Raw genomic sequence first — 21,827 nt, 5'->3', positions numbered from 1 at the left:
CGGAAGTCAGGAGCGGCCGGACACGGAGCCCCCTTCCGTTACCCGCAGAAGCAGGTGCGGCAGGGTTCCGGCGAACTCCGGGAGCGTGCGGGCGACCCGCCACCAGGCCCCTGGCTCCTCGCCGAGCGCCAGGAACAGCAGCCGGTCCGCCTCGGTGTGCGAGGCGAGGACGGCCGCGGGACGGTCGTGCCGGTCGGGGTGGTTCACGTCGCCGAGCCAGTGGTCCTGGTCGAGGGCCCAGCAGGCCGGCAGCTTGTGCCGGATCACATCGACGCCGGTGAGCAGGCCGCGGTCGAGGCAGTCGCGCACCCAGCGGATGTCCTCCTGGACGCTGTCCATGGGCACGGCGAGGCTCGCCAGCGCCAGCTCGCGCTCCACGCCCCCGAAGGGTTCGGCTGCGGTCGGCGTCAGGTGGCGCACCGCCCGCACGAGCTCGGGGCCGGGCGCGGCCGCCTCGGCCGCCTCCGCCGCCGTGCCGTCGACCACGGCGGCGACCAGCCCGGGCAGCGTGCCCCGGTGGCCGGGGGCGTGCCTCAGCAGCTCCGCCCACAGCCGGGGATCGTCCCCCAGCGGGCGCAGGGCCCGCAGCACGGCGCTCTGCATGCCGGCCTGTTCGGGCAGGGTCCAGCGCAGGCCGCCGACGGCGGGGAGGCGGGCGAGCAGCAGGCTCCGGTGCGCGGGGGCCACATGGGTGACGAGCTCGTCGTGCGTGACGCGGCCCATCCGCACGGCCCGGACGGCGGGCCGGTGCCAGGAGCGCTCGTCCGGCTGCGCCCCGCCGGTGGCCAGGAGGGCGAGGACGTTCTCCAGGGGCAGGTCCGCGACGAGCAGCAGGGCTTCGACCGCGCCGGCCGGCAGCGGATCGCGGAGGTGTTCGGCGAGCAGCGCCTCCGGGTCCGGGCGGTGGCCCGCCGCCAGGATGTCCAGGGGGACCCGTGGCCCGCGCCTGCCGTGCCGGCGCAGCAGGCCGGCCAGCTCGGCGGCGTCGAGCGGCCCCTCGGCGGGATCCCGGCCGAGTTCGGCGCGGAGCAGGGGCAGGAGTTCGTCCGGGGTGCGGCGGCGGGCGTACCGGGCGGGTCCGGGCAGGCCGGGCAGTGGCCGGCCGACGACCCGGGGGTTGCGCGCGATGTAGGTCCGGTCGGCCGCGCCGCCGTGGCGCAGCAGGAGGGTGACGGTCGCGGCGGACAGCCACTCGTCCCGGCACAGGTATTTGCGGGTGGGCTCGTCCAGCCGGCCGGTCATGTCGGTGACGACGTGGTCCGGTGCGTGGCGCAGCAGGTGCGCCACGCACCAGGCCAGCCGTCGGCTGGTGCGGTCTTCCTCGGCCGTCGGCATCGTTCTCGTCCGCCTCGCGCTGTGCTCGTACGCGTACCAGTACTCGTACTCATCCTCGTACGTCTGTCCGACGTCCGGCGATGATCGCAGGTCAGCGGATGGGGCGGTGCACGTTTTTCTGTGTCGAGGGTCCGGGCGTCGCGTCCGCGATCCAGGGGCCCTCGCCGGACGGGTCGAGGACGCCCTCCTCCAGCCAGGCGTAGGTGCCGGACAGGACGCCGGCGACCACCTTGCGGTCGAGGTCGTCGGTGTTGGACCAGAGGCGGCCGAAGAGCTCCTCGACGCGGAGCCGGGACTGTTCGCAGAAGGCGTCGGCCAGCTGGTACGCCTCGCGGCCGTGGGCGCCGGTGGCGCGCAGGTGCTCGGCGCGGACGCAGGCCGCGCTCATCGCGAAGAGCTCGGCGCCGATGTCGACGATCCGGCCGAGGAAGCCCTGCTTGGTCTCCATCCGGCCCTGCCAGCGGGACATGGCGTAGAAGGTCGAGCGGGCGAGTTTGCGGGCGCTGCGCTCCACGTAGCGCAGGTGGGTGGAGAGGTCGGGGTGGCCGCCCGGGTGGAAGGCGCGGTAGGTGCCGGGCACCTGGCCGGGGCCGGTGGCGAGCTTGGGCAGCCAGCGCGCGTAGAACCCGGCGGCGCGGGCCGTGGCCTTCGCCTTGTCGCCGAGTGCCTTGTCCGGGTCGATGAGGTCGCCCGCGACCGACAGGTGGGCGTCGACGGCCTCGCGGGCGATCAGCAGGTGCATGATCTCCGTCGATCCCTCGAAGATCCGGTTGATGCGCAGGTCGCGGAGCATCTGCTCGGCGGGGACGGCGCGCTCGCCGCGGGCGGCCAGGGAATCGGCGGTCTCGAAGCCGCGTCCGCCGCGGATCTGGACGAGTTCGTCGGCCATCAGGCAGGCCATCTCGGAGCCGTAGAGCTTGGCGAGGGCTGCCTCGATGCGGATGTCGTTGCGGTCCTCGTCGGCCATCTGGGAGGCGAGGTCGACCACCGCTTCGAGGGCGAAGGTCGTGGCGGCGATGAAGGAGATCTTGGCGCCGACGGCCTCGTGCTGCGCGACGGGCCGGCCCCACTGCTCGCGTACGCCGGACCACTCGCGGGCGATCTTCAGGCACCACTTGCCGGCGCCGACGCACATGGCGGGCAGGGACAGCCGGCCGGTGTTGAGCGTGGTCAGGGCGATCTTGAGGCCGGCGCCCTCGGCGCCGATGCGCTGGCCGGCGGGCACCCGTACCCGGTGGAAGCGGGTGACGCCGTTCTCCAGGCCGCGCAGGCCCATGAAGGCGTTGCGGTGCTCGACGGTGATCCCCGGCGAGTCCGCCTCCACGACGAAGGCGGTGATCCCGCCCCGGTGGTTCTCGGACTTCGGGACGCGGGCCATCACGACGAGCAGGTCGGCCACCACCCCGTTGGTCGTCCACAGCTTCACGCCGTCGAGCACGTAGTCGTCCCCGTCGGGGACCGCCGTGGTGGCCAGGCGTGCCGGGTCGGAGCCCACGTCGGGCTCGGTGAGCAGGAAGGCGCTGATGGCGGTGGTGGCGCAGCGGGGCAGGTAGGCGTCCTTCTGCTCCTGCGTGCCGAACATCTTCAACGGCTGGGGTACGCCGATCGACTGGTGGGCGGAGAGCAGGGCCCCGATGGCAGGGCTCACCGACCCGACGAGGGCCAGCGCCTTGTTGTAGTAGACCTGGGTGAGACCGAGACCGCCGTACTTGGGGTCGATCTTCATACCGAGGGCGCCGAGCTCCTTGAGCCCGCGCACGGTCTCGTCGGGGATCTTCGCCTCGCGCTCGATGCGGGCCCCGTCGATCGAGGTCTCGCAGAACTCCCGCAGCCGGGCCAGGAAGGCCTCGCCCCGCCGGACGTCCTCGTCGGCGGGGAGCGGGTGGGGGTGGATCAGGTCGAGCCGGAAGCGTCCCAGGAACAGTTCCTTCGCGAAACTGGGTTTGCGCCAGTCCTGTTCGCGGGCCGCTTCCGCGACCTGCCGTGCTTCGCGCTCGGTCACCTTGGGCTGTGCGCCGCTGGGTTGTACGGGCTGTACGGGCTGTGTTGCGGACATGCGGGGACTCACCTCGCCGCCGGAGTCGGTTCACCGGATTACCAGCCGGTGCTACTTGTGAGTCGTACCCCGTCCGGCTGCGCCGGAAAAGCCGGGGCGGTCCAGTCGGGCGAACCCGGGGCGCCGGGGCGCCTCTTCCCCCGCCCAGCGGGGGAAAAAGGGGACGGCCGGAGCCCCCGCACAGTAGGCTCCGGCCGCCGGCTTTTGGGCCGTACGAGATCAGATGTCGAGGCCGGTCAGGACCAGGACTCGCTCGTACGTGTAGTCGTCCATCGCGTAGCGGACACCCTCGCGGCCGACACCGGACTGCTTGACGCCGCCGTACGGCATCTGGTCGGCGCGGTAGGACGGCGCGTCGCCGATGATGACACCGCCGACCTCGAGCTCCCGGTGGGCGCGGAACGCGGTCTGGACGTTGCGCGTGAAGACGCCGGTCTGCAGACCGAACTTCGAGTCGTTGACGGCGGCGAAGGCCTCGTCGGTGTTCTCGACCTTCTTCAGCGTCAGGACCGGTCCGAAGACCTCCTCGGTGGCGAGCTTGACGCCGTCCGGGACGTGGGCGAGGACGGTCGGCTCGTACGAGGCACCCGCGCGCTTGCCACCGGTGAGCAGCTTGGCTCCGCCGGCCACGGCCTCGTCGACCCAGGACTCGACGCGCTCGGCGGCGGCCTGGGAGACCAGGGGGCCGACGTCGGTGGCGTCGTCGTTCGGGTCGCCGGTGACCTGCGCCTGGACCTTCGCGACGACCTTCTCGACGAGGCGGTCGTAGACGGAGGCGTCGGCGATCACGCGCTGCACGGAGATGCAGGACTGGCCGGCCTGGTAGTTCGAGAAGGTCGCGATACGGGTCGCGGCCCAGTCGAGGTCGGCCTCGGAGGACCAGTCGTCCAGGACGACGGCCGCGGCGTTGCCGCCGAGCTCCAGGGTGCAGTGCTTGTGGGGCACCGACTGCTGGATGGCGTAGCCGACGGTGTCCGAACCGGTGAAGGAGATGACGGGCAGACGCTCGTCCTTGACCAGGGCGGGCATCTTGTCGTTGGCGACCGGCAGGACCGACCAGGAGCCTGCCGGGAGGTCGGTCTCGGCGAGCAGCTCACCCAGGATCAGCCCGGAGAGGGGCGTGGCCGGGGCGGGCTTGAGGATGATCGGCGCGCCGACGGCGATGGCCGGGGCCACCTTGTGGGCGCACAGGTTCAGCGGGAAGTTGAACGGCGCGATGCCGAGGACCGGACCCTTGACGAAGCGGCGGGTCAGCGCGAGACGGCCGACACCGCCGGCGTCGGTGTCGAGGCGCTGGGCCTCACCGCCGTTGAAGCGGCGGGCCTCTTCGGCGGCGAAGCGGAACACGGACACCGCACGGCCGACCTCGCCGCGGGCCCACTTGACGGGCTTGCCGTTCTCGGCGGAGATCAGCTGGGCGATCTCCTCGGTGCGCTCCGCGAGCCGCTTGGACACGTGGTCCAGGGCGGCGGCCCGTACGTGGGCGGGGGTCGCGGAGAACTCCGCCGTCACGGCGTACGCCGCGGCCACGGCCTCTTCGACCTGCTCGTCGGAGGGCACGCTGACGGTGCCTACCAGTCGGCCGTCCCACGGGGAGTGGACGTCGAAGCTGTCCTCGCCGGTGGCCTGGCGGCCGGCGAGCCAGAAGGCGTGGGTGGAAGTCATGCGAATCCCGGCCCTTCGAGAAGTGTGCGGTGGGTCCTGACCCCTCCACCGTAGAACTCCGTCGGCGATTCGGCGTTTGTCCCTGATGGAGCGGCGGGTCGTCGCGCTTCGCCGCTTTGTCACTGTCCGGCCGGCCGGATGGGAGTGCCGGAGTGCCGGCACCCTCTAGGACGGGGTCGAGGTCGCCTTCAGGGCGAGCCACAGCTCCATGCGGACGTCCGGGTCCTCCAGGGAGCGGCCGAGGATCTCCTCGACCCGCTTCATCCGGTAGCGCAGCGTGTGCCGGTGCACGCCCAGGTCGGCGGCGGCCGCGTCCCACTGCCCGTGGCGCGAGAGCCAGGCCTGGAGCGAGGCCACCAGGTCGCCGCGGCCGGTCGCGTCGTGCTCGCGCAGGGCGCGCAGGGTGCCGTCGGCGAAGGCCCGTACGGCGTCGTCGGCCAGCAACGGCAGGACCGAGCCCGCCGCCATGTCCTCGTGCTCCACCATCGGCCGGCCGCGCCGCCGGGCCACGGCCAGGGCCTGGTCGGCCTGCTTGAGGGCCGCCGCCACACCGCCCGGCCCGGCGGGAGCGGAGAGGCCGACCACCAGCTCGTCCGGCTCGGGCCCGGCCGCATCCCGGCCGCGCCGTGCCTCCAGCGCCTCCGCGTGGTCCACGCAGGCCTGTACGGCCTGGCCCCCGTCGGAGGCCAGGACGACGAGCCGGCCCGCCTCCGGGACGACCAGCAGCGTCTCCCCGGTTCGGGCGGCCGCCGACTCCACCGTGTCGGAGAGCTGCGCCAGCCCCTCCGGCTGGGCGGTCCCGGCCAGCGCCGGCTCGGCCACGATCAGCCGGAACGGTGCCTCCAGCAGGGCCCCGTACAGGTCTCCGGCGACGGCCCGCGCGTGGTCCGCCTCGCCCGCCAGCAGCATCCGCAGCACCGCCGCGCCCAGCCGGGACTCGGCGTCGTGCAGCGAGCGGGAGCGCTCGGTGGTGAGGGTGAGCAGCGCGACCGCGGAGTGGACGGCGTACCGCTCGGCCGTGCCCAGCGGGGCGGCGGTGCCGACGGCGAGCGCACCGCGCGCCCGCCGGCCCGTGCCCAGGGACTGGAGTTCCACGCGGTCCTCGGAGCCGCCGACGACGGCGCTCGCGGGCGCCGGGCGCTCCCGCAGCCGCTCCACGTCGGGGGTCAGCCGCGCGGCGCGGCGGGCCGCCCAGTCGGGGGCGGCCGCGACGACCGCGCCCGAGGTGTCGTACAGCGCGGCCCAGCCGTGCACGTGCGCCGCCAGCTTCGCCAGCAGCTCGGCGGGCCCGTCGACGGAGAGCGCGGCGCGCGTCAGCTCCCGCTGGGCCTCGAATCCGGCGGTGACGGCCCGGTACTGGTCCGCCGCGAGGGCGGCGGAGACGGCCTTGCTGATCGCCAGGAAGGGGGTCCGCCGCGGCACCTCCAGCAGCGGCATGTCCTCGGTCCGCGCGGCCTCGACCAGCGCCTCGGGGATCTCCTCGTAGTTGACGCCGATCGCGAAGCCGATGCCGACGACCCCGGCCGCGGCGAGGCGGCGTACGTAGGCCCGCATCTCCTCCGGGTCCCCCGCGTCCAGCTTCATCGCGGTGATCAGGAGCAGTTCCCCGCCCTCCATGTAGGGGACGGGGTCGGCGAGCTCGCTGACGTGGGCCCAGCGCACCGGGGTGTCGAGGCGTCCCTCCCCCGCCCGGACGCTGAGCTTGAGCGCCGAGTGCTGGACGAGTGAGGCGAGGGTGAGCGGCATCGGTTACCAGTGGCCTTAGCGGGAGGGGGCGACGGAGCGGCGGGAGCGGACAGGGGCCGGGGCAGCGGGTGGGCCGGCGGTGGGCCGGGGGTGGACCGCCGAGGGAGTTTTCGCCGTGCCGTACGAACGACTCCCTCGATTCTGCCACCTCGTACTGGTCGGGATACGGGTCAGGACGTTCCGGCCAGGCGGACCAGCAGCGGAGCCGCACGTTCCCCGCGTACCGAGGTCAGCGACAGCACCGCGTGCCCCGGCGGCACGGCGTGCGCCAGGTCCGACGCCGACCACCGCTCCCGCTCCACCTGCCGCACCGTCACCGCGTCCGTGGTGACCGCCTTGCCGGTGACGAGCTTGCGGAAGGAGTGCATCAGGCGGGTCAGCGGCTGATCGGCGAAGACGGTGCGGTGGGTGACGTCCCGCGTCTCCACCCACTCGGTGCCCCAGGCCTCGGCGAACCGCTTGCCGTCCCAGGTGGTGACGCCGGAGAAGGCCATCCGGCAGCCGACCGCCCCGAGCAGCGGGGTCCGCAGCGCCTCCGGTACGTCGTCCATGGTGCGCAGCGTGAGCAGGACGCCCGCGTGCGCCGAGCGCAGCCGCTGGACGCCGCGTACGGTTCCGGCGGTCAGGGTGTGGGAGGCGTCGTCGAGGGCGAGGAAGGCGAAGAGGGAACGGTCGGTACGGGCGGCCGCGGCGGCGTTGAACTGCGTGAGCAGCAGCCGGGCCAGCATCCGGGAGGCGTCGGCGTGCCCGCGCTCGGGCAGGTCCACGCGGACCCGGATCGGGTGCTCCAGGGCGCGCAGCGAGAACGGCCGCCCCTGGCCGGTGGTGTCGAAGAACCCTGCGAAGGCCGGCCGGTCCAGCAGGGCCACCCGGTCGGCGAGGGCCGGTCCGGGGTCCGCGTGCGCCCCGTGCTGACGGGCCCGGGCGTCGAGCTCGCGCAGCATCGCGTGCTGCCCGGCGAGGTCGCGGCGCAGCGCGTCGAAGGCGGTGGGGACCTGGTCGAGCAGCTCGCGCAGCTCGGGCACGGCGGGGAAGCGGTCGTACGCCGCCCGGAACGGCCCGAGGAGCTGGGCGAGGGTGGTCGCGGCCCGGCGGACGTCGATGCCGGGAAGGTCCCCGACGAAGGCCTCGGCGAGCAGGGTGGCCGCCTCGTCGGGGTCGGTCGCGCCGCCGTAGAGGTCGAGGTCGTAGACGGAGGCGGGGTCACCGACCCGGACCACGACGTCGAAGGCGGCGTCCGGTCCGAGCTGGGTGCCGGCCGCGCCGACGGCGACGACGGCGGCCTGGCCGGCGAGCGCCTGGAGCGAGAGCGACTCGACGACGGGCCGAACCAGCCGCCGGGTCTTGCCGGTGCCGGAGGGGCCGACGGCGAGCAGGGAGGTACCGAGCACGTCGGGGTCGAGGGCGAGCGAGGTTCCGCGGCGGGAGTACGGGTTGCGCGCGCCGTCCTCGACGGTGCCGAGCAGCACCTGCCGGGCCAGCAGATCGTGCCGGGCTGCCCGCACGGGCAGGTCCCGCGCCCCGGACGGGTGCACGCAAGCCCCTGCGCCCTTGTCGCGGACGGCGTCGGCGAAGGCCCGCATGCGCGAGGGGTCGACGCGCACGGAGTCCCACGCACGCCGGATCCGGGCGTAGTCGACGTCGTTCATCCGCCCGCCCCCGGCCTCGGCCTCCAACCGCTCGGCCACCTCCCCCAGCCCGGCGGCCCACAACTGCGGCCACCGCACGGGGTCCTCGTCCTGCTCCTCGGCAGGTGCAACCCGGGTACCGCCCGGGCCGGTCGGCGCCGCCGGACGGAGCCGGCGCAGCAGCCGGACCGCTCCGCCGAGCCATGCGAAGGCGAGCACGACGGCCACGTCGATCGTGTTCTTCGCCGTGCTGTCGAGCGCGAGATTGGCCTCTTGGTCCGTGCCGTACGGCAGGAACGCGAACACCAGCTGCCGGAGCGGCAGCTGGTGGTTGTCGACGAGGAGGAGGGTGACCCAGGCCAGCGGCACCACGGTGAGGACCTGGACCCAGGGGCCGCGCTCGACGATCAGGCGGCTCCAAGCGGTCCGCCAGCTGCCGAGCCTGCCGAACCCGTAGAGGAGTGCGGATACGAACAGCAGCTCGTAGATCGGCTTGGCCCGCATCCCGCCCGTCCCCATGACGGGCTCCCCGTTCGCGGCGTACCAGCTGTCGGGGGTGAAGAGGTTCAGCGGCGCGTCCCAAAAGGGGATGTAGGTGTTGCGCATGAGGGACCAGACGAGGACGCATGCCAAGAAGGAGATGAGGGCTCCGGTGGCGAGAGCCCGATCGGGGGTCCGCGCGGGTTCCATCTCCGCCCGCGGGGTGTACCCGTAGCGCCATACTCCCGGCTCGGCGTCCGGACGGGGGGTACGCAGCCAGTCGGCGACGGTCGGCCCCCGGTCCGGCGCGTGGCGCGGCTTCGGGGGGTGTGCCGGAGGCGCGGCCGCAGGTCTCGACACGCGATCCGAACGGGTCGCCTGTCCGTCGTGCGTGCCGTCGGTGTCCATGAAACCCCTGCCCCCTGCCCGTGCCTGCGCTGCGTCGCTCAATGTAGTTGCCCGGCGTCGGCCGTGGGCCCGTACCCGCGCTCCGATTCGCCGTGCCGCCCGCGGGAGGCCCGTCCGCGTCCTTCCTATGGCCGTCACGGACAAGGACACGCGGAGATCACTACCGAACGGAGCATGCAGGACCCCCTCTCCCGGGCCTAGCCTGCGGACAAAGAGACAAGTGCGTCCGAAAACACCCCCCAGGAGCCCTCTATGACCGCTGTTCCGCAGGAGCGCAAGATCGTCACCGCGATCCCCGGCCCCAAGTCGCAGGAGCTGCAGGCCCGCCGCCTGCAGACCGTGGCCGGTGGCGTGGGCTCCGTGCTGCCCGTCTTCACGGCCCGCGCGGGTGGCGGCATCATCGAGGACGTCGACGGCAACCGCCTGATCGACTTCGGCTCCGGCATCGCCGTGACCTCGGTCGGCGCCTCCGCCGAGGCCGTCGTGCGCCGCGCCTCCGCGCAGCTCGCCGACTTCACCCACACCTGTTTCATGGTCACCCCGTACGAGGGCTACGTAGAGGTCTGCGAGGCGCTCGCCGAGCTGACCCCGGGCACCCACGCCAAGAAGTCGGCCCTGTTCAACTCCGGCGCCGAGGCCGTCGAGAACGCCGTCAAGATCGCCCGTTCGTACACCAAGCGCCAGGCCGTCGTCGTCTTCGACCACGGCTACCACGGCCGTACGAACCTCACCATGGCGCTGACCGCGAAGAACATGCCGTACAAGCAGGGCTTCGGTCCGTTCGCCCCCGAGGTCTACCGCGTCCCGGTCGCCTACGGCTACCGCTGGCCCACCGGTGCCGAGAACTGCGGCCCCGAGGCCGCCGCCCAGGCGATCGACGCGATCACCAAGCAGATCGGCGCCGAGAACGTCGCCGCGATCATCATCGAGCCGGTCCTCGGCGAGGGCGGCTTCATCGAGCCGGCCAAGGGCTTCCTGCCCGAGATCGTGAAGTTCGCCAACGACAACGGCATCGTCTTCGTCGCCGACGAGATCCAGTCCGGCTTCTGCCGCACCGGCCAGTGGTTCGCGTGCGAGGACGAGGGCATCGTCCCGGACCTGATCACCACCGCCAAGGGCATCGCGGGCGGCCTGCCGCTCGCCGCCGTGACCGGCCGCGCCGAGATCATGGACGCCGCGCACGCGGGTGGCCTGGGTGGCACCTACGGCGGCAACCCGGTGGCCTGCGCCGGTGCGCTCGGCTCCATCGAGACCATGAAGGAGCTCGACCTCAACGCCGCGGCGAAGAAGATCGAGTCCGTCATGAAGGCCCGCCTGACGGCCATGCAGGAGAAGTACGACATCATCGGCGACATCCGCGGCCGCGGCGCCATGATCGCGATCGAGCTGGTCAAGGACCCGGTGTCCAAGACCCCGTTCCCGGAGGCGGCCGGCGCGCTCGCCAAGGCCTGCCACGCCGAGGGCCTGCTCGTCCTCACCTGCGGCACCTACGGCAACGTGCTCCGCTTCCTCCCGCCGATCGTCATCGGCGAGGACCTGCTGAACGAGGGCCTGGACCTCATCGAGGCCGCGTTCGCGGCCATCGGCACGGCCATCTGATCGAAGGTCTAGAACGTGCGCACGCCGCGACCGGCCTCTACCGGCGGTAACGGGCGGACGCTGTGAAGAAGCTGTGGGGGGCCGATGGCGGGAGCGCGATCCTGCTGTCGGTCCCCCTTCCACTGCCGTACGGTTTCTGCAGATGAGTGAGACACCCCGCTCACGGGAAACCGGGGGCGACACCAGTACTGGGCTTCCCCAGCACCGTACTGGGCATGCGTTCGCGCACACTCCTCACCGATCGGACAGCCGTTCGCCCCAAACCCCCCGGGGCGCCCGGCAACCCGATCCGGGCGGCCGTCCCGGAACCATCCCCCCTGTTCCGGGACGGCCGGCCACTCCTCTCCTGATCGCCGCGGTCTGCGGCCTCCTCTTCTCCCTGGTCACCTGGCAGGTGCTGGTCGTCGGCCCGCTGCTGACCCCGGACCACGCGCTGAGCCGCGCACTGGTGCGCACGCTCCCGGACTCCGTCACCGAACGCCTCTCGGACCTCGGGAACATCCCCGTCGCCGTCCCCGTCCTCGCGCTGGCCGTGGCCTACGCCGCCCGGCGCGGGCGCGTGCTCGCCGCCGGGGCCGCGGGCCTGGCGATGGCCCTGGTGCCGGCCCTGGTCATCCCCTTCAAGGAGTGGACCGCCCGGCCCGGCCCCCTGGAACCCTGGGCCGCCGGCTACTTCCCCTCGGGCCACACGGCCACCGCGGCCGTCGCCTACCTCGGGGCGGCCCTGCTCGTGCGCCCGTACACCCGCCGGGCATGGCCGACGGCCGTCGCCCTGGTCCTCACGGGGGCGACGGCCGTCGGGCTGGTCCTGCGGGGCTGGCACTGGCCGCTCGACGTGCTGGCCAGCCTGCTGCTGTGCACTCCCCTACTGCTCGGGGTGGCCTGGGCGGACCGGGTCGGCCGGTCCGGTCGGCTCAGCCGCCGAAGTAGGCGTCGAAGTTCCGGCTGAACTCCCAGCCGCCGAAGCGGTCCCAGTTGATCGACCAGGTCATCAGGCCGCGCAGGCCCGGCCAGGTGCCGTGGGTCTGGTACGTCCCGCAGTCGGTCTTCTTCGTCAGGCAGTTCAGGGCCTTGGTCACCTCCGCGGGCGAGGTGTGGCCGTTGCCCGCGTTGGTCGTGGCCGGCAGGCCGATGGCGACCTGGTCCGGGCGCAGGGCCGGGAAGACCCGGGCGGTGTTTCCGGCGACCGGGAAGCCGGTGAGCAGCATGTCGGTCATGGCGATGTGGAAGTCCGCGCCCCCCATGGAGTGGTACTGGTTGTCGAGGCCCATGATCGGGCCCGAGTTGTAGTCCTGGACGTGCAGCAGTGTGAGGTCGTCGCGCAGGGCGTGGATGACCGGGAGGTACGCGCCGGCGCGCGGGTCCTGGCCGCCCCAGGGGCCGGAACCGTAGAACTGGTGGCCGAGCTGCACGAAGAAGGTCTCGGGGGCCATGGTCAGGACGAAGTCCGGGCCGTACCTGGCCTTCAGGGTCTTCACGGCGGAGATCAGGTTGACGACGACCGGGGTGGTGGGGGCCCGGAAGTCGGTGTCACCGGTGGCCAGGGACAGGGAGTGGCCCTCGAAGTCGATGTCCAGGCCGTTGAGGCCGTACTCGTCGATGATCTTGCTGACGGAGGAGACGAAGGCGTCGCGGGCGGCCGTGCTCGCGAGCTGGACCTGGCCGTTCTGGCCGCCGATCGAGATCAGCACCTTCTTGCCGGCCGCCTGCTTGGCCTTGATGGCCGCCTTGAACTCCGCGGGGGATTCGACGCCGGGGCATTCCGCGACCGGGCAGAGCCGGAAGCGGATGTCTCCCGAGGTCACCGACGTCGGTTCGCCGAAGGCGAGGTTGATGACGTCCCAGGAGGCGGGCACGTCGGCCATCCGGACATATCCGGAGCCGTTGGCGAAGCTCGCGTGCAGGTAGCCGACCAACGCGTGCGCGGGAAGGCCGCCGCCACCGCCTCCCCCGCCGCCGGGCGTGGTCGCGGAGACGGGCGCGCTCTGCGGGGACTCGCCCGCCGCGTTCACGGCGCTGACCCGGAAGGTGTACGTGGTGGACGCGGCGAGGCCGGTCACGGCCGCCGTGGCGGAGGTGACGCTCAGGGGCGCCGCGCCGTCCCGGCGGACGGTGTACGAGGTGGCTCCGGGCACCGCCGACCAGGACAGCGCGACCGAGCTCGACGAGGTGGCGGACGCCGTCAGGCCGGTGGGGGCGGCCGGGGGCTGGGGCTGGCCGGGGCCGCCGGGGTCGGGGCCGACCAGGGTGAGGTCGTCGGTGAAGTGGGCGGGCTGGCCGTACCAGCCGTGCGTGTAGACCGTGACGGAGGTCGTCGAGGGGCCGGTACGGAAGCTCGTCGTGAGCTGTTTCCACGCGCCCGGGGTCTGCGTCCAGGTCGACACGTCCGTGGTGCCGGTGCCGCTCGCGCCGAGGTAGACGTACGCGCCCTGCACCCAGGCGCCGAGCGTGTACGTCGAGTCGGGCTTCACGGTGACGGTCTGGGAGCAGCGGGCGTTGTCCTGTCCGGCCGGAGTGGCCTTCAGGGCGGAACTCCCGCTGTGGACGGGGGTGGTGACGGCGGCCGCACCGGCGCCCGGGCAGCTCCAGCCGTCGAGGCCGGCCTCGAAGCCGCCGTTGCGCACGAGGTCGGCGTCGGCCGCCGCGGCCGGCGGGCCGGCGGCGAGGAATCCGGCCACCGCGAGGGCGGTGGCCGTGAGGAAGGATAGGGCTCTGCGCACAACTGCCTCCGGTGCATGGGGGGATGGAGGGGGTCAGCGGCGCCCAAGATGGTCCAGACCAATGCCCTTGTCAAGACCTCCGTCCCTCCTTCGCCAGCGCACGCGCGGCCGCCTCGTGCATCGCGAGCTCCAGCACGGCCGGGTCGGTGAGGGTCCCCTCCCCGTCCGGCAGCACCAGCCAGCGCACCCCGCCGGTCGCCCGGCCGGGGTACGGGGCCACGATCCATGCCCCGCGTCCGGCGCCCCGTACGCCCGTGCCGAGCCACCGCGACGCCGTGCCCGCGGGCACGAAGAAGCCCAGCCGCGAGTCGCCGAAATCGGCGAGCACCGGGCCGGGCCGGTCGAGGAGCAGGCGGAGCACGTCGAGGGTGGGCCGCCCCAGCTCCCCGGGCAGGATCAGCACGTCCCAGCGCCGGCCGGCGGGCAGGAGGGCGACCCCGAGGGGGTTGCGCTCCCACTGCCACCGGCAGGCGTCCGGATCCGGCGCCGCCGACGCCAGCCACTCCACTGCCGTCTTGTCCCCCGGGATCGCCATCGCCCGGCCTCCGTTCCCTGTAGGTGAAGGGTTCTCACCTGGAGAGAGCGGGGCCGGGCGCGGCTATGACGCGGGTTTCGTTACTCCATGGTAGTGAATCGGGTCACACGGTGACGGGCTCCCGGCGCCGGGGCATACGGCGGGCGGGCCGGCCGCCGCTAGCTGTCGAAGCCGAGGCCGAGCTTGTCCATCGCCTTCAGCCACAGGTTCCGGTGACCTCCGCGGGCGTCCGCGCGGGCCAGCGACCATTTGGTGAGCGCGATCCCGGTCCAGGCGAAGGGCTCCGGCGGGAACGGCATCGGCTTGGACTTCACCATGTCCAGCCGGGTGCGCTCGGTGGAGAGCCCGTCCAGCAGGTCCAGCATCACGTCCGCGCCGAACCGGGTGGCGCCCACCCCGAGGCCGGTGTAACCGGCCGCGTAGGCCACCTTCCCCGCGTGCGCGGTGCCGAAGAAGGCGGAGAAGCGGGAGCAGGTGTCGATCGCGCCGCCCCAGGCGTGGCTGAACTTCAGCCCCTCCAGCTGCGGGAAGGCGGTGAAGAAGTGCTCCGCGAGCTTGAGGTAGGTCTCGGGGCGGTGGTCGTACTCGGAGTCGAGCTTCCCGCGGTAGGGGTAGATCGCGTCGTAGCCGCCCCACAGGATCCGGTGGTCGCGGGTGATCCGGAAGTAGTGGAACTGGTTGGCGCTGTCGCCGAGGCCCTGCCGGTTCTTCCAGCCGATCGCGGCCAGCTGGGCCTCGTCGAGCGGCTCGCTCATCAGCGCGTAGTCGTAGACCGGGACGGTGAACGGGCGGACCCGCCGGACCAGCGAGGGGAAGATGTTGGTGCCGAGGGCGACCCGGCGCGCGAGGATCGTGCCGTAGGGGGTCGTCACGGTCATCCCGGCACCCGCCGAGGCCATCTTCAGGCCGCGGGTGTTCTCGTAGATCCGCACCCCGAGCTCCAGGCAGGCCCGCTTGAGGCCCCAGGCCAGCTTCGCCGGGTTGAGCATGGCGACGCCGTCGCGGTCCCACAGGCCCGCGAGGAAGGTCGGGGAGTCGACCTCGGCGCGCACCGCGTCGCCGTCCAGCCATTCGGAGCCGTCGGCGAGGCCGAGCCGCAGTGCCTCCTCGTGCAGTTCGCGCAGCTCCTCGACCTGGTGCGGTTCCGTGGCGACGTCGATCTCGCCGGTCCGCTCGAAGTCGCAGTCGATGCCGTACCGGGCGACGGCCTCCTCGATGGCGTCGAGGTTGCGGGCGCCCATCTCCTCCAGCTTCGCCAGCTCGCCGGGCCAGCGGGCCAGGCCGTTGCTGAGGCCGTGGGTGAGGGAGGCTGCGCAGAATCCGCCGTTCCGGCCGGAGGCGGCCCAGCCCGCCTCCTTGCTCTCGATCACTACGACGTCCCGCCCGGGGTCGCGCTCCTTGGCGAGCAGCGCGGTCCACAGTCCGCTGTATCCGGCGCCGACGACCAGCAGGTCGCAGCGCTCGTCGGAGGTGAGCGCCGGCTCGGGGGCCGGCTTGCCGGGGTCGTCCAGCCAGTACGAGACCGGCTTCGCTTCGGAAAGGGATTTCGCAACACTACGCATGGCGACTGGGGCCATGTCTTCCAACTCCCTACGGAACTGATGACGTGCTTTCCCGAATTACTTCGGTTGTGCCTTCTTGCGACGGTTGCCGATCATCTGACCGGCGAGGACCACCAGCACCGCGATGACGAACATCGCCGTACCGATGACGTTGATCTGCACGGGCGTACCGCGCTGGGCCGAGCCCCACACGAACATGGGGAAGGTGACGGTGTTGCCCGAGTTGAAGTTGGTGATGATGAAGTCGTCGAAGGAGAGCGCGAAGGAGAGCAGCGCGCCCGCCGCGATACCGGGGGCCGCGATCGGCAAGGTGACCCGTACGAAGGTCTGCACGGGCCCGGCGTACAGGTCGCGGGCGGCCTCCTCCAGCCGCGGGTCCATCGACAGGACACGTGCCTTGACGGCGGCGACGACGAAGCTGAGGCAGAACATGATGTGCGCGATCAGGATCGTCCAGAAGCCCAGCTGGATGCCCATGTTGAGGAAGAGCGCGAGCAGCGAGGCCGCCATCACGATCTCGGGCATGGCCATGGGCAGGAAGATCAGCGAGTTGACCGCCCCGCGGGCCCGGAAGCGGTAGCGCACCAGCGCGAAGGCGATCGCGGTGCCCAGCGCGGTCGCGACGAGGGTGGACCAGAGCGCGATCTGGAGCGAGAGGGACAGGGAGCCGCACATGTCGGCGACGCCGCAGGGGTCCTTCCACGCGTCGAGGGAGAACTCCTGCCAGGCGTAGTTGAACCGCCCGGTGGGGTTGTTGAAGGAGAAGACGGTGACGACGACGTTCGGCAGGATCATGTACGCGAGCGTGCCGAGGCCCGCGATGACGACCAGGTTGCGCCGCAGCCAGGTGAGGGGATTGCGCATCAGACCAGGTCCTCCGTCCCCGCTCGGCGGATGTAGATGGTCACCATGATCAGCACGATGGCCATGAGAATGAAGGACAGCGCGGCCGCCGTCGGGTAGTCGAGGATCCGCAGGTACTGCGACTGGATGACGTTGCCGATCATCCGGGTGTCCGTGGACCCGAGCAGCTCGGCGTTCACGTAGTCGCCGCTCGCCGGGATGAAGGTGAGCAGGGTCCCGGAGACCACGCCCGGCATGGAGAGCGGGAAGGTCACCTTGCGGAAGACCGTGGCGGGGCGGGCGTAGAGGTCCCCGGCCGCCTCGTGGAGGCGGGTGTCGATGCGCTCCAGCGAGGAGTACAGCGGCAGGATCATGAAGGGGAGGAAGTTGTACGTCAGGCCGCAGACCACCGCGAGCGGCGTGGCCAGAACCCGGTCCCCCTCGGTCATGCCGAGCCAGCTGGTGACGTCGAGGAAGCCGACGTTGTTGAGGACGTCGACCACCGGGCCGCCGTCGGCCAGGATCGTCTTCCAGGCCAGGGTGCGGATCAGGAAGCTGGTGAAGAACGGGGCGATGACCAGCACGAGGAGCAGGTTGCGCCAGCGGCCCGCCTTGAAGGCGATCAGGTAGGCCAGCGGGTACCCGAGCAGCAGGCACAGCGCGGTCGCGGTGCCCGCGTAGAGCAGGGAGCGCAGGAACTGCGGGTAGTACTCGGTGAAGGCGTCCCAGTAGGTCCCGAAGTGCCAGGTGACCTTGAAGCCCTCTTCGAGGGAGCCGGTCTGCACCGAGGTGGAGGCCTGGTAGACCATCGGCAGCACGAAGAAGACCACCAGCCACAGGATGCCGGGGAGCAGCAGCCAGTACGGGATCAGCCGCTTGCGCAGGGACGCCTTGTGCACCGGAGGTTCGGTGGGGGCGGGCGCCTGGGGCGGCGCGGCGGTGGCGGTCACGCGCTCTCCTCGACCGTCTCGATGCCCGCGTCTATGTCCTGGGCCGCGTCGAGCCCGAAGGTGTGCTCCGGGTTCCAGTGCAGAACGACCTCGGCGCCCGGGACCAGGCGGCTGTCGCGCTCGATGTTCTGGACGTAGACCTCCAGCTCGGGGCAGACGGGGCTGTCGATGACGAACTGCGTGGAGACGCCGATGAAGGAGGAGGCGGCTATGCGGCCGGTGATCCTGTTCCGGCCCGTCGCGATGGCGTTCTCCTCCTCGGCCGGGACCAGGGACACCTTCTCCGGGCGCACACCGACCAGCAGCTTCCCGCCGGCGCGGGGTGTGGTCGAACATCGGGCGGCGGGCAGCCGGAGCTTCGCGCCGGAGGCCGAGACGACCACCTCGGAGCCGGCGGACTCCACGGACGCCTCGATGAGGTTCGAGGTGCCGAGGAAGTTGGCGACGAAGGTGGTGCCCGGGTTCTCGTACAGCTCGGCGGGGGCGCCCAGCTGCTCGACGCGGCCGCCGTTCATCACGGCGACCGTGTCGGCCATGGTCATGGCCTCCTCCTGGTCGTGCGTGACGTGCACGAAGGTGATGCCGACCTCGGTCTGGATCCGCTTGAGCTCCAGCTGCATCTGGCGGCGGAGCTTGAGGTCGAGGGCACCGAGCGGCTCGTCGAGGAGCAGTACCTGCGGGTGGTTGATCAGGGCGCGGGCGACGGCGACGCGTTGCTGCTGGCCGCCGGAGAGCTGGTGCGGCTTGCGCTGGGCGAACTGGCCGAGCTGGACCAGCTCCAGCATGTCGTCGACCTGCTTCTTGACCGACTTGACGCCGCGGCGGCGCAGCCCGAAGGCGACGTTCTCGAAGATGCTCAGGTGCGGGAAGAGCGCGTAGCTCTGGAAGACCGTGTTGACCGGGCGCTTGTACGGCTGCAGGTCGGTGACTTCCCGGTCGCCGAGGTGAACCGTCCCGGTGGACGGCTCCTCCAGGCCGGCGATCATGCGCAGGGTGGTGGTCTTCCCGCAGCCGGATGCGCCGAGCAGGGCGAAGAAGGAGCCCTGGGGGATGGTGAGATCCAGCGGGTGCACGGCGGTGAAGGTGCCGTAGTGCTTGCTGATCCCGGAGAGGCGGACGTCGCCGCCCGCGGTCTTGTCAGTCATGGATGGTCCCGGGGTTGGGTGGGGCAAGGGGTCGAAGGCTCGGCGGGTCCGGCGGGGCAGCGCCTGGGCCGGGGTCCTGCGGCGGTCGGCGCTCCGCTCCGGCGGGCACGCCGCAAGGCGTGCGTCAGGCGCCGATGAGCTTGGCGAACTTCTCCTCGTACGCCGTCTCTTCCTCGCTGCTGAGGGAGCGGAAGGCGTGGGACTTGGCGGTCATCGCCTTGTCCGGAACGATCAGGGTGTTCTCCGCGAGTTCGGGATCGATCTTCGCGAGCTCGTCCTTGACGCCCTCGACGGGGCAGACGTAGCTGATGTACGCGGCCAGTTGCGCGGCGGCCGGAAGCTCGTAGTAGTAGTCGATGAGCTTCTCCGCGTTGGCCTTGTGCCGGGCGTTGGCGGGGACCAGCAGGTTGTCGCTGGAGGTGATGTATCCGGCGGCGGGGATGGCGAACTTGATGTCCGGGTTCCCGGCCTGGAGCTGGATGATGTCGCCGGCCCAGGCGAGACAGGCGGCGAGGTCGCCCTTGTCGAGGTCGGAGGTGTAGTCGTTGCCGGTGAAGCGGCGGATCTGCTTCTTGTCCACGCCCTTCTGGAGCCGGCCGACGGCCTCGTCGAAGTCGGCGTTCGTGAAGGAGGCGGGGTCCTTGCCCTGGTCGAGCAGGGTCATGCCGACGCTGTCGCGCATCTCCGTCAGGAAACCGACGCGGCCCTTGAGGGTGGGGTCGTCGAGCAGCTGGGTGACGGAGTCGACCTTCTTGCCGTCGGTCGCCTTCTCGTTGTAGGCGATGACGGTGGAGATGCCGGTCCACGGGTAGCTGTACGCGCGGCCCGGGTCCCAGTCGGGGCTGCGGAACTGCGGCGACAGGTTGGCGAAGGCGTGCGGCAGGTGCGCGGGGTCCAGCTTCTGGGCCCAGCCCAGGCGGATCATGCGGGCGGCGAGCCAGTCGGTGACCACGATCAGGTCGCGGCCGGTGTCCTGGCCGGCCGCGAGCTGGGGGCGGATCTTGCCGAAGAACTCGACGTTGTCGTTGATGTCCTCGGTGTATTTGACCTTGATGCCGGTCCGCTTGGTGAACTCCTCCAGTGTGGGACGGGACTTCTCGTCCTCGCTGGTGTCCATGTACTCGGTCCAGTTGGAGAAGTTGATCTCCTTCTCCCGGTCCGAGTGGTCGTCGGAGGCCGCTGCCGCGTCGCCCGCGCGTTTGGCGGGCGGGATCCCGCACCCGGCGAGGGTGGACAGCCCTGCGAGGGTGAGCGCTCCGACTCCGGAGGCGCGCAGCAGTGAGCGGCGGGTGAGGGCGCCGCGCCCGCCGGTGAAGCTGCGCCGCATCGCGGCGAGTTGCGCCGCCGAGAGGCGGTCGGGCTCGAACTGCTCCATGCGCTGTGCCCTTTCGGGAGGTATACCGCTGGTCAGGCGGTGGGCCCACGCGGCGATAGCCGCAGATGGTTACGGACGGTCCCCGAAGATCGTGCGGTGCCAGTCCTTCTCGGCCACCGCGGTGTTGTCGTACATCACGTGCTTGACCTGCGTGTACTCCTCGAAGGAGTAGGCAGACATGTCCTTTCCGAAGCCGCTGGCCTTGTATCCCCCGTGGGGCATCTCGCTGATGATCGGGATGTGGTCGTTGACCCAGACGCAGCCCGCCTTGATCTCGCGGGTGGCGCGGCCCGCCCGGTAGACGTCACGGCTCCAGGCGGAGGCCGCGAGTCCATACGGTGTGTCGTTGGCCAGCGCGATCCCCTCGTCGTCGGTGTCGAAGGGCAGGACGACCAGGACCGGACCGAAGATCTCGGACTGGACCACCTCGCTGTCCTGGGCGGCGCCGGCAATGAGGGTGGGCCGGTAGTAGGCGCCCTCGGCCAGGTCCCCCGCCGGGATCTCGCCGCCCGTGACGACGGTGGCGTAGGCCCGGGCGCGCTCGACGAAGGCGGCGACCCGGTCGCGCTGGGCGTGCGAGACCAGCGGGCCCAGGTCGGTGGTGGGCGCGAAGGGGTCGCCGAGGCGGACGCTCTCCATCAGCTCGGCCACCCGGGCGACGAAGGCGTCGTGCAGGGGGCGCTGGACATAGGCACGGGTCGCGGCCGTGCAGTCCTGGCCGGTGTTGATGAGGGAGGCGGCGACGGCGCCGTGGGCGGCGGCCTCCAGGTCGGCGTCGTCGAAGACGAGGAAGGGGGCCTTGCCGCCGAGCTCCAGGTGGAGCCGCTTGACGGTGGCGGTGGCGATCTCGGCGACGCGCTTGCCGACGGCGGTGGAGCCGGTGAAGGAGGTCATCACCACGTCGGGGTGGCCCACCAGGTGCTCTCCGGCCTCGCGGCCGGCGCCGGTGACGATGTTGATCACGCCGTCGGGCAGGCCCGCGTCCTTGGCCGCCTGCGCGAACATCAGGGAGGTCAGCGGGGTGAGCTCGGCGGGCTTGAGGACGACGGTGTTGCCGGCGGCGATCGCCGGGAGGATCTTCCAGGCGGCCATCTGGAGCGGATAGTTCCAGGGCGCGATCGAGCCGACGACCCCGATGGCCTCGCGGCGTACGTACGAGGTGTGGTCGCCCGAGTACTCGGCGGCGGCCTGCCCCTGGAGGTGGCGGGCCGCGCCCGCGAAGAAGGCCGTGTTGTCGATGGTCCCCGGCACGTCGAACTCCGTGGACAGCTTGATCGGCTTGCCGCACTGCAGGGACTCGGCGTACGCGAAGTCCTCCGCCTGTTCGGCCAGTACGGCGGCCAGCCGGTGCAGGGCGTCCGAACGCTCGCCGGGAGTGGCGCCGGACCAGCCCGGGAAGGCCCTCCTGGCGGCGGCGACGGCTTCGTCGACGTCCGCGGTGCTCGCGAGCTCGTAGGTGAGGACCTCGTCGCCGGTGGCCGGATCGACCACCGTGTGTGACCGACCGGAGGTGCCGGCCCTCAGCTGCCCGTCGATGTACTGCGCGCCGTCTGCGAAGCGGTCTTTGACCTGGAAGCGGTTGCCCATCACGCTCTCACGCTCTCCGTAGCTACAGTTCGAGCTACAGCTCGAATTGAGTGCCGATCCTGACAGAGGTGGTGCCCTCGGCCAAGTGATTCCGTTGTTGCCTTTTGATTACGCGACGGAATCGGTCGACCATGTGTCGAGGCACGCCGGAAATCCCGTACGAAGTGTCAGTGGCGGGTGCCAGACTCGCGTG

The 21,827-nt window shown here is 71.8% G+C and carries 15 protein-coding genes; 2 read left to right on the top strand and 13 right to left on the bottom strand.

Going from position 1 to position 21,827, the window contains the following annotated elements; translation table 11 throughout:
- Positions 1 to 6 precede the first annotated feature (6 nt).
- The 5 genes from OG444_RS27690 to OG444_RS27670 form a co-directional block, all read right to left on the bottom strand.
- Positions 7 to 1,335, bottom strand: coding sequence for a hypothetical protein (locus OG444_RS27690; RefSeq protein WP_327264711.1), 1,329 nt, complete (start codon positions 1,333 to 1,335; stop codon positions 7 to 9).
- 91 nt (positions 1,336 to 1,426) lie between these two features.
- Complete coding sequence (locus OG444_RS27685) at positions 1,427 to 3,391, bottom strand: acyl-CoA dehydrogenase family protein (protein WP_327264710.1); 1,965 nt, start codon at positions 3,389 to 3,391, stop codon at positions 1,427 to 1,429.
- A gap of 219 nt (positions 3,392 to 3,610) precedes the next feature.
- Positions 3,611 to 5,056: an aldehyde dehydrogenase family protein gene (locus OG444_RS27680; protein WP_327264709.1), complete on the bottom strand. Its 1,446-nt coding sequence runs from the start codon at positions 5,054 to 5,056 to the stop codon at positions 3,611 to 3,613.
- Between the two features lie 165 nt (positions 5,057 to 5,221).
- Positions 5,222 to 6,802, bottom strand: coding sequence for a PucR family transcriptional regulator (locus OG444_RS27675; RefSeq protein ID WP_327264708.1), 1,581 nt, complete (start codon positions 6,800 to 6,802; stop codon positions 5,222 to 5,224).
- A 170-nt stretch (positions 6,803 to 6,972) separates the two neighbouring features.
- On the bottom strand, positions 6,973 to 9,318 hold the full coding sequence (locus OG444_RS27670; RefSeq protein ID WP_327264707.1) for an ATP/GTP-binding protein: 2,346 nt from the start codon (positions 9,316 to 9,318) through the stop codon (positions 6,973 to 6,975).
- Between the two features lie 252 nt (positions 9,319 to 9,570).
- Here OG444_RS27670 and gabT point away from each other — a divergent pair, with 252 nt between their 5' ends.
- Complete coding sequence (gene gabT / locus OG444_RS27665) at positions 9,571 to 10,917, top strand: 4-aminobutyrate--2-oxoglutarate transaminase (protein WP_327264706.1); 1,347 nt, start codon at positions 9,571 to 9,573, stop codon at positions 10,915 to 10,917.
- Positions 10,918 to 11,059: 142 nt separating this feature from the next.
- Entirely contained in the window at positions 11,060 to 11,866 is an 807-nt protein-coding gene (locus OG444_RS27660; protein WP_442810637.1) for a phosphatase PAP2 family protein, read from the top strand.
- Here the strand turns inward: OG444_RS27660 and OG444_RS27655 are convergent.
- The 8 genes from OG444_RS27655 to OG444_RS27620 form a co-directional block, all read right to left on the bottom strand.
- Positions 11,832 to 13,595: a chitinase gene (locus tag OG444_RS27655; protein WP_405792857.1), complete on the bottom strand. Its 1,764-nt coding sequence runs from the start codon at positions 13,593 to 13,595 to the stop codon at positions 11,832 to 11,834. The two genes, OG444_RS27660 and OG444_RS27655, sit on opposite strands and share 35 nt — an antisense overlap.
- Before the next feature lie 112 nt (positions 13,596 to 13,707).
- On the bottom strand, positions 13,708 to 14,166 hold the full coding sequence (locus OG444_RS27650; RefSeq protein ID WP_327266956.1) for a hypothetical protein: 459 nt from the start codon (positions 14,164 to 14,166) through the stop codon (positions 13,708 to 13,710).
- Between the two features lie 164 nt (positions 14,167 to 14,330).
- Complete coding sequence (locus OG444_RS27645) at positions 14,331 to 15,749, bottom strand: NAD(P)/FAD-dependent oxidoreductase (RefSeq protein ID WP_327264703.1); 1,419 nt, start codon at positions 15,747 to 15,749, stop codon at positions 14,331 to 14,333.
- A 42-nt stretch (positions 15,750 to 15,791) separates the two neighbouring features.
- Complete coding sequence (locus tag OG444_RS27640) at positions 15,792 to 16,598, bottom strand: ABC transporter permease (protein WP_327264702.1); 807 nt, start codon at positions 16,596 to 16,598, stop codon at positions 15,792 to 15,794.
- On the bottom strand, positions 16,598 to 17,527 hold the full coding sequence (locus OG444_RS27635) for an ABC transporter permease (RefSeq protein ID WP_327264701.1): 930 nt from the start codon (positions 17,525 to 17,527) through the stop codon (positions 16,598 to 16,600). Before OG444_RS27635 ends, OG444_RS27640 begins: the two co-directional genes overlap by 1 nt.
- A complete protein-coding gene (locus OG444_RS27630) occupies positions 17,524 to 18,672 on the bottom strand; it encodes an ABC transporter ATP-binding protein (protein WP_327264700.1) in 1,149 nt (382 codons plus the stop codon). Before OG444_RS27630 ends, OG444_RS27635 begins: the two co-directional genes overlap by 4 nt.
- A gap of 124 nt (positions 18,673 to 18,796) precedes the next feature.
- Complete coding sequence (locus OG444_RS27625) at positions 18,797 to 20,047, bottom strand: polyamine ABC transporter substrate-binding protein (RefSeq protein ID WP_327264699.1); 1,251 nt, start codon at positions 20,045 to 20,047, stop codon at positions 18,797 to 18,799.
- Between the two features lie 69 nt (positions 20,048 to 20,116).
- Entirely contained in the window at positions 20,117 to 21,634 is a 1,518-nt protein-coding gene (locus OG444_RS27620; RefSeq protein WP_327266955.1) for a gamma-aminobutyraldehyde dehydrogenase, read from the bottom strand.
- Positions 21,635 to 21,827 lie beyond the last annotated feature (193 nt).

The sequence above is a fragment of the Streptomyces sp. NBC_01232 genome (assembly GCF_035989885.1).
In the GTDB taxonomy this organism is placed as follows: Bacteria; Actinomycetota; Actinomycetes; order Streptomycetales; family Streptomycetaceae; genus Streptomyces.
This window is presented reverse-complemented; position numbering and strand designations above follow the sequence as displayed.

Coding starts and splice junctions, on each gene's coding strand:
- OG444_RS27690 (WP_327264711.1), bottom strand. CDS start 1,335: ATGCCGACGGCCGAGGAAGACCGCACCAGCCGACGGCTGGCCTGGTGC.
- OG444_RS27685 (WP_327264710.1), bottom strand. CDS start 3,391: ATGTCCGCAACACAGCCCGTACAGCCCGTACAACCCAGCGGCGCACAG.
- OG444_RS27680 (WP_327264709.1), bottom strand. CDS start 5,056: ATGACTTCCACCCACGCCTTCTGGCTCGCCGGCCGCCAGGCCACCGGC.
- OG444_RS27675 (WP_327264708.1), bottom strand. CDS start 6,802: ATGCCGCTCACCCTCGCCTCACTCGTCCAGCACTCGGCGCTCAAGCTC.
- OG444_RS27670 (WP_327264707.1), bottom strand. CDS start 9,318: ATGGACACCGACGGCACGCACGACGGACAGGCGACCCGTTCGGATCGC.
- gabT (WP_327264706.1), top strand. CDS start 9,571: ATGACCGCTGTTCCGCAGGAGCGCAAGATCGTCACCGCGATCCCCGGC.
- OG444_RS27660 (WP_442810637.1), top strand. CDS start 11,060: ATGAGTGAGACACCCCGCTCACGGGAAACCGGGGGCGACACCAGTACT.
- OG444_RS27645 (WP_327264703.1), bottom strand. CDS start 15,749: ATGGCCCCAGTCGCCATGCGTAGTGTTGCGAAATCCCTTTCCGAAGCG.
- OG444_RS27640 (WP_327264702.1), bottom strand. CDS start 16,598: ATGCGCAATCCCCTCACCTGGCTGCGGCGCAACCTGGTCGTCATCGCG.
- OG444_RS27630 (WP_327264700.1), bottom strand. CDS start 18,672: ATGACTGACAAGACCGCGGGCGGCGACGTCCGCCTCTCCGGGATCAGC.
- OG444_RS27625 (WP_327264699.1), bottom strand. CDS start 20,047: ATGGAGCAGTTCGAGCCCGACCGCCTCTCGGCGGCGCAACTCGCCGCG.
- OG444_RS27620 (WP_327266955.1), bottom strand. CDS start 21,634: ATGGGCAACCGCTTCCAGGTCAAAGACCGCTTCGCAGACGGCGCGCAG.